This window comes from Dyella sp. 01N36, from assembly GCF_056399745.1.
In genome coordinates, this window is the sequence record NZ_JBFTRY010000171.1 from 1 (window position 1) to 7401 (window position 7401).

Annotated in this window: 8 protein-coding genes; 3 read left to right on the plus strand and 5 right to left on the minus strand. The window is 65.2% G+C overall.

What is annotated here, in order from left to right:
* Positions 1-701: 701 nt before the first annotated feature.
* A complete protein-coding gene (def, locus tag AC1DMG_RS17950; RefSeq protein ID WP_477178806.1) occupies positions 702-1241 on the minus strand; it encodes a peptide deformylase in 540 nt (179 codons plus the stop codon).
* A gap of 208 nt (positions 1242-1449) precedes the next feature.
* Here def and AC1DMG_RS17955 point away from each other — a divergent pair, with 208 nt between their 5' ends.
* From AC1DMG_RS17955 to AC1DMG_RS17965, 3 genes are all read left to right on the plus strand, one after another.
* Entirely contained in the window at positions 1450-3525 is a 2076-nt protein-coding gene (locus tag AC1DMG_RS17955) for a carbon starvation CstA family protein (RefSeq protein ID WP_441605614.1), read from the plus strand.
* A gap of 11 nt (positions 3526-3536) precedes the next feature.
* Positions 3537-3731: a YbdD/YjiX family protein gene (locus AC1DMG_RS17960; RefSeq protein WP_477163234.1), complete on the plus strand. Its 195-nt coding sequence runs from the start codon at positions 3537-3539 to the stop codon at positions 3729-3731.
* A gap of 140 nt (positions 3732-3871) precedes the next feature.
* A complete protein-coding gene (locus AC1DMG_RS17965; protein WP_477178807.1) occupies positions 3872-4384 on the plus strand; it encodes a DUF2127 domain-containing protein in 513 nt (170 codons plus the stop codon).
* Between the two features lie 108 nt (positions 4385-4492).
* Here AC1DMG_RS17965 and AC1DMG_RS17970 read toward each other — a convergent pair whose 3' ends face one another.
* From AC1DMG_RS17970 to AC1DMG_RS17985, 4 genes are all read right to left on the minus strand, one after another.
* Complete coding sequence (locus tag AC1DMG_RS17970) at positions 4493-5392, minus strand: DMT family transporter (protein ID WP_441605617.1); 900 nt, start codon at positions 5390-5392, stop codon at positions 4493-4495.
* Positions 5389-6294 (minus strand): glycosyltransferase family 2 protein, encoded by a 906-nt coding sequence (locus AC1DMG_RS17975; RefSeq protein WP_441605624.1) that lies wholly within the window; start codon positions 6292-6294, stop codon positions 5389-5391. The genes AC1DMG_RS17970 and AC1DMG_RS17975 overlap by 4 nt, the downstream gene beginning before the upstream one ends.
* 140 nt (positions 6295-6434) lie before the next feature.
* The gene (locus AC1DMG_RS17980) at positions 6435-7181 is read right to left on the minus strand and encodes a hypothetical protein (protein WP_441605618.1); all 747 of its coding nucleotides are present in this window, start codon (positions 7179-7181) and stop codon (positions 6435-6437) included.
* A gap of 36 nt (positions 7182-7217) precedes the next feature.
* Positions 7218-7401: phosphoribosylformylglycinamidine synthase subunit PurQ (locus AC1DMG_RS17985; protein ID WP_477180854.1), on the minus strand; the 184-nt coding region annotated here is incomplete at its 5' end.

Here is a 7401-nt window from a genome sequence, read left to right on the forward strand (position 1 = left end):
GTGTACCGCTCCGTAGGTTTGTCGCGCACAGGGTGCGCTCCCACAGAMGAGCCGACCGGCAAGATTGATCCGCCATCCACGRACCTGCGCCCTCCCTTGTAGGAGCGCACTTGTGCGCGACCGCACCACCTGGATGTGCCGCTCCGTCGGGTGGTCGCGCACAAGTGCGCTCCTACAAAAGAACGGCCCAACAGCGTCGGACGTCGCGTGGCTCTTGATGTGGCTCTCCGCTCTCCGCTCTCCGCTCTTGGCTCTCCGCTCCCGGGGTCCCCGTATGACGCGGCGGGCGGGTGGAGGAAAGCCCGSAGGGTGGCCGCATGGATGCGGCCAGTTTTTCGACAGGACAGGGATGTCCTGTCGAAAAACCCCGTAACCCGCACGCGCACCTGGAGGRCCGAAGGYCCGGAAGGCGCGTCATCCGGGGGGCCCTTTCTTTTGGTTACTTTTCTTTGGGCAAGCAAAGAAAAGTAACCCGGGCCGCGGCAGCGGCACGGAAGCCCGCGGCAGGCGGGCAAGGTCGCCGTATCGCAACAACTAAACTCCGAGGCTCTAGATGACCCGCCATTCGGCTGTTGAGAAGCGCTTCCCGCCTTCGCAGGACGAGCAAAAGCTACCTAAACTGGGACGCGTAGAGACGTTCCCGCGAGCACCCGCCCCTCACCCCAACCCTCTCCCCGACGGGGAGAGGGAGCAAAGCGGACTCACTCATCCGCCCCCGGATCCATCCCCGGAAACAACACCTCGGTATACCCGAACTTGCTGAAATCCGTGATCCGCGACGGATACAAACGCCCGATCAAGTGATCGCACTCATGCTGCACCACGCGCGCATGAAACCCTTCGGCGTTGCGATCGATCTGCGCACCCTGCGGATCGATCCCCTGATAACGGATCAACGAATACCGACTCACCGCACCACGCAGGCCTGGCACGGACAGACAACCTTCCCACCCCTCCTCCATGTCCTGCGACAGCGGCGTGATCACCGGATTGAGCAGGATCGTGCGCGGCACCGCCGGGGCGTCCGGATAGCGCTCGGACTGGTCGAAGCCGAAGATCACCAATTGCAGGTCCACGCCGATTTGCGGTGCAGCAAGACCGACGCCGCCGGCGTCGTGCATGGTGTCGAACATATCGGCGATCAGCGCATCGAGTTCCGCGCTGCCGATCATGCCGTCAGGCACCGGCGGGGCCACCCGCAACAGCCGTGGGTCGCCCATCTTCAGGATCTCGCGGATCATGGAAAAATCCTCGCCTCTTCATCGATTCAGCAAGGCCGCGCGGGGCGGCTGACAGACCGCCAGTGTACGCGCCGGCCGGGATGCCCGCGCATGCGCACGCCCCCTCCGCCCATTCGACCAATGGCTAATGCGAGGCGACGCAATATGTTGTTGACCCCCGCCTCCCCCGGGACGAACCTTGCGGGGGACTTCCCAGGAGCCAATGCGAATGTCTACCGTCGCCGTCAAACCAAGTCCCGCAGGGAAGATCCTGTGGGCCGCCATCGCCATCGTCGGCGCCTGGTGCCTGGGGGTGGTCGCGCTACGCCGGGGCGAACCGATCAACGCCATCTGGCTGGTTGCCGCAGCCATTGCCGTGTTCGTGATCGGCTACCGCTTCTACAGCAAGTTCATCAACGAAAAAGTGCTGCGCATGGACCCCAGCCGGGCCACGCCAGCCGTACTGCGCAACGATGGCCTGGACTATGTACCCACCGACAAGTGGGTGGTGTTCGGCCACCACTTCGCCGCGATCGCCGGTGCCGGCCCACTGGTCGGTCCGGTGCTGGCGGCGCAGATGGGTTACCTGCCCGGCACGCTCTGGATCCTGTTCGGCGTAGTGTTTGCCGGCGCGGTGCAGGACTTCATGATCCTGGGCCTCTCGGTACGACGCGATGGCCGCTCGCTGGGCAATATGCTGCGCGACGAACTCGGGCCGACCGCCGGCGTGGTGGCCATGTTCGGCGTGCTGGTGCTGATGATGATCGTGCTGGCGGTGCTGGCGCTGGTGGTGGTCAAGGCGCTGACGCATAGCCCCTGGGGCACCTTTACCGTGGCGGCGACCATTCCGATCGCGCTGCTGATGGGCGTCTATCTGCGCTGGCTGCGGCCGGGCAAGATTCTCGAAGTGTCGATCATCGGCCTGATCCTGCTGCTGACTTCGATCTGGTTCGGCGCGCACGTCGCCGCCTCGCCCACGTGGTCGGCAGTGTTCGATTTCGATGCGAAGTCGCTGGCCTGGCTGCTGATCGCCTACGGCTTCTGCGCCTCGGTGTTGCCGGTGTGGCTGTTGCTGGCGCCGCGCGATTATCTCTCCACCTTCCTCAAGATCGGCACCATCATGCTGCTGGCGCTGGCCATCTTCCTGGCTGCGCCCACGCTGCAGATGCCGGCCATCACCAAGTTCATCGACGGCACCGGCCCGGTGTTCCAGGGCAACCTGTTCCCGTTCCTGTTCATCACGATCGCCTGCGGTGCGGTGTCGGGCTGGCATTCGATCATCGCCTCGGGCACCACGCCCAAGCTGATTGCCAATGAAGGCGAGGCGCGCATGATCGGCTACGGCGGCATGCTGATGGAGGCCTTCGTCGCCATCATGGCGCTGGTTGCCGCCGCTTCGCTGCATCCGGGCGTGTACTTCGCGATGAACTCGCCGGCCGCCTTGATCGGCACCACCGCGCAATCGGCCGCTACCGCGATCAGCCAGTGGGGCTTCGTGGTGACGCCGGACGAGTTGCTCAATACCGCCAAGAACATCGGCGAGTCGAGCATCCTCAGCCGTGCCGGCGGAGCGCCGACGCTGGCGGTGGGCATGGCCCAGCTGCTGCACGGCATCGTCCCCGGCGAAGGCATGATGGCGTTCTGGTATCACTACGCCATCCTGTTCGAAGCCTTGTTCATCCTCACCACCGTGGATGCGGGAACGCGCGTGGGCCGCTTCATGATCCAGGAGATCGCCGGCCTCATCTACAAGCCGCTGCAGCACACCGAATCGTGGACCGGCAACCTGCTGGCTACCGCCATCTGCGTAGGTCTATGGGGCTACTTCCTGTATCAAGGCGCAGTCGATCCATTGGGCGGCATCAACACGCTATGGCCATTGTTCGGTATCGCCAACCAGATGCTGGCGGCGGTGGCGTTGATGCTGGCCACGGTAGTGACGGTGAAGCTCAAGCGCGAGCGCTACGTGCTCGTGCCGGGCATTCCCGCGATCTGGCTGTGCGTGTGCACACTCACGGCAGGCTGGGAGAAGCTCAGCGGTCCGATCAGCTTCACGGCGGCGGCGCAGAAATACGCGCAGGCCATCGCCGACGGCAAACTGCTGGCGCCGGCCAAGACCGCGGAGGAAATGCAGCGCATCGTGACCAACAACTATGTCGACGCCGCGCTCACCGGCATTTTCATGCTGCTGATCCTGACCATGCTCGCCTTCACCATCCGGGCGATCGTCAGGGCCTGGAGCATCAACCATCCCACCGCTCACGAAGAGCCGTACGTGGCGCTGGGCACCGTGCCCAGCCGCTGAGGGCTGCCATCATGAAAATGGACTTGCAGGCGATCAGGAAGTGGGCGGTGCAAACCGCCCGCCTCTGCTGTGGCGTTCCCGACTACGACGTGTACGTGAAGCACCTGCGCGAACACCACCCGGATCGCGCCGTGCCCAGCTACAAGGAGTTTTTCAGGGAGCGGCAAATTGCCCGCTACAAGGGAACCGGCGGACGCTGCTGCTAGGCTGAGACCGGTCCGAGCATCCCAAAGGCCGTGCCCTGCCGGGCATGGCCTTTCTCGTCTCTGAACGGGGCTGGGCATCCGATACCCTAGCCTTCATCATCCCGCACAGATCATGGCCGCTCGCCACTGCAAGACTCCCGATGACCAAACACCACCACCCCCGCCTGCAGCCTTCGTCGGAGATCGAGGCCCAACACAGCCTCGGCCTGCGCATCATCGCCATCTACAAGGGCGTGAAGACGGTGTGCCTGATCCTGGTGGCGATTTTCGCCTTCCACCTGGACCGCGAGCAGAACTTCCAAAAGCTGGTGCACTGGCTGGAGCACCTGTCGCTGACCGACAGCAACGGCCTGCGCTGGCGCCTGGTGGAGGTGCTGCAATCGCTGGGACCGAGCAAGTTCGTCGCGATCGGCCTGGTGGCGCTCGCTTATGCCGCCATCTTCGCCACCGAAGGCACCGGACTGTGGCTGCGCAAGCACTGGGCGGAATGGTTCACGGTGATTGCCACCGGCTCGCTGATTCCGCTGGAGTTGTACGAGACGATCCACAAGTTTGGCTGGCTCAAGCTGGGTGCATTGATCGCCAACATCGCCATCGTGATCTATCTGGTGCGCCTTGCGCTGCAGCCGCATCCGGCCAAGCGCAAAGACTGAAAGGGCAACACCTGTGGGAGCGCACCCTGTGCGCGACAAACCTACGAAGCGATGACGTCCCGGCGCCGCAGTCGCGCACAGGGTGCGTTCCCACAGAACGGAGGGCGCTCACACCTCGTGGTGCAGCCCTTCCGCCTGCACCGCACTGCTGCGCGGCGCCAGCTCCACCAGATACATCGCCGCCAGCACCAGCGCACCGCCGGCGAGCATGCGCCAGGTCAGCGCGTCATGGCCGAAGCTGACCGCGAAGCCCGCCGCAAACACCGGCTCCAGCGTCATCACGATGGCCGCGCGCGTCGGCGAGAGATGGGCCTGCGCCCAGGTCTGCACCAGCATAGCGCCCGCGCCGGCCGCCAGCGCCATATACACGACGGCCGCCCAGGCGCCGAGATCGGGCGGGAGCGAGGGACCGGAAGGCACCGTAGCCAGCAGGCAGATCGCTGCAATCACCATCATCTGCACCGTCGACAAGGCGAATGCGCTGCCGGGACGCGACCAGGTTCCCAGTCCGACGATGTGCAGGCCATACAACGCCGCTGAGGCGAGCGTGAGCCACACGCCGTAACCGACGCTCAAACCGTGCAACGCAAGCAGGCCAAGACCACCGACGGAAAGCAGCACGGCAATCCAGGTGACCGACGGCAGCCGCTGGCGCAGCAGCACCGTGCCGAGCAAGGGCGTGAACACGACGTACATGCCGGTGACGAAGCCGCTGATGCTCGCCGACGTATGTTCCAGCCCGGAGGTCTGCAATAGCTGCGCAATGCCGTAGATCGCACCCAGCGCACTGCCCTGCCACCACTCGCGCCGACTCAGCCGCAGCAGCGGGCGATGAAACAACGCAGCCATGGCCAGGGCTGCGATGAGAAAGCGCACGGCCAGGAAATCGGCCACGGGCATGCGCGCCACCAGATCCTTGATCAGGAAAAAGGTGGAACCCCAGATGGCGGTGACTGACACCAGACCCAGCGTGGCCCAGGTCGCGGTTCGCGACGCGCGCGCCGTCACGCGGCGTCCTGCGATCGCTTGCGCCGCGCCAGTCGCCACAGCTGCCCGGGAATCTGCAGCAAAAAGTGCGTCCAGATGCCGAGCCACACCACGCCGGCGATCCACGGCTTGCGCGAATCCGGATCGAACTTGCGGAACCAGCGCCACATGCCGCGATGCTTGTGCCTGCTCACGAACACCGGCCGATGACGGCTCGAACTGCCCTTGCCGTGCAGCACGTGCACATCGCCCGCCAGCATCACGTGATAACCGGCGTCGCGCACGCGGCGGCACAGGTCCAGGTCTTCGCAATGCAGGAAATAGGCTTCGTCGAAACCGGCGAGATAGTTGAACACGCGCCGCGGCATCAGCATCAACGCGCCCGACACCGCCTCGGCCTCGACCAGGCTGTCCGGCATGGGGCCTTCGATATTGATGCCTTCGCCCGCGCGATGGAACAGCGTATTCAACGCGCGACGCAGCAACGGATCGCGACGATAAGACGCCGGATCGGGCGTACCGTTTTCATCGCACACCACCGCGCCGATCACGCCCGCACGCGGATGCGAGGCCAGCAGGTCGAGCAGACGCTGCAGCGTCTCGTTGTCGATCAGGCAATCGGGATTGAGCACCAGCAGCGACTTGCCGTGCGACTGCGCTGCGCCGCGGTTCACCGCCGGGCCGAAACCCAGGTTGGCATGGTTGTAGACCACGCGCAGCCGCGTATCGCTCTCGTGCGCGCGCGCAATCGCCTGCGGAATGCCGTCGGAGGAGGCGTTGTCCACCAGCACCAATTCCAGCGGCAGCTCGCACGCCAGCACGCGCCGCACGCAGTCGCGCAGGCTGGGACCACTGTCGGCGGCCACCACGATCACACTGACCGGCAACACGGAGGACAAGGAAGAAGGTGCGTCGGTAGTCACAGTCACAAGTATGCGTTGTCCGGGGCTAGATTGAGTGACTGAAAGTGTTCCAAGGGTTCACGCAGGCCGCTGTGGGCGCGTCTACCCGGGGAGAACTGTGAAGTGTATGTCGAGACGGGCCGTCCGATGAAACGCCTTGACTACGGTCGCGGCAGCTGCCCCAGCACTTCATGCAGGGGAGTCGGCGCCGCATCGCTGCCCGCGGCCAGCCAAGGCTGCTCGCCGTCCCAGCCGCTCAGTTGCCACCCGCTCAGCCGATGCATGTGCCGGCTTTGCCGGTCCCACAGTATCTCGCCGCGGCCGCCCGGCAGATTGGCCACAAACCAGCGGCCGCCAGGACTACTGCAGTAGCGCGGGCTCGCCTTGTCGATCACCTGGCCCTGGGCGAACACGTAACGCCCTCGCCCATCGTCGATCGCCTCGAAGCGCGCGGCGCCAGTCGCGTCGACGAATTCAGCAGTCGCGACCTGCCAGTGAGCCCGGGTCAGTTCGATGATGTGCGCGGGCGGACCGACCGGCGCCATCGCCAGCTCGCTCCACTCCGGCGATGCCTTAGCCGCCGGCGTGCCTTGCACGCGATGGTCGAGCAGCGACTCCATTAACACCACCAGCGAGAAGCCGACCAGGGCGCCCAGCAAGGCCGCGCCCCAAGCCAGCAGGTCACCGCCCAGGGCGCGCTGCACGGCGAACAACAAACCGGGCAAACCCCAGCGCAAGGCACGTCGGCAGAGCTCGGCGTAGCGCGCGACGCGCCGGTCGAACCACACCGCACCCAGCGCAGACAACAACAGCAGCGGCAATCCCAGCCACCAGGGCAACATCGCCAGCACGCCCGACCAGGCGAGCCCCGGAAGTACTTTCGATAACCAGCGCGCGACGGCAGCCACGCTAGACCCTCGACACAGGCCTAGCGTGGGAACACATCAGCCGCACCACACCCGTGCGTTGCGGAACATGCGCATCCACGGTGAATCCTCGCCCCACTTTTCCGGATGCCAGCTCATCAGCACGCTGCGGAACACGCGTTCCGGATGCGGCATCATGATCGTCACGCGTCCTTCGGCAGCGGTGAAACCGGTGAGACCGCCCGGCGAACCGTTCGGGTTC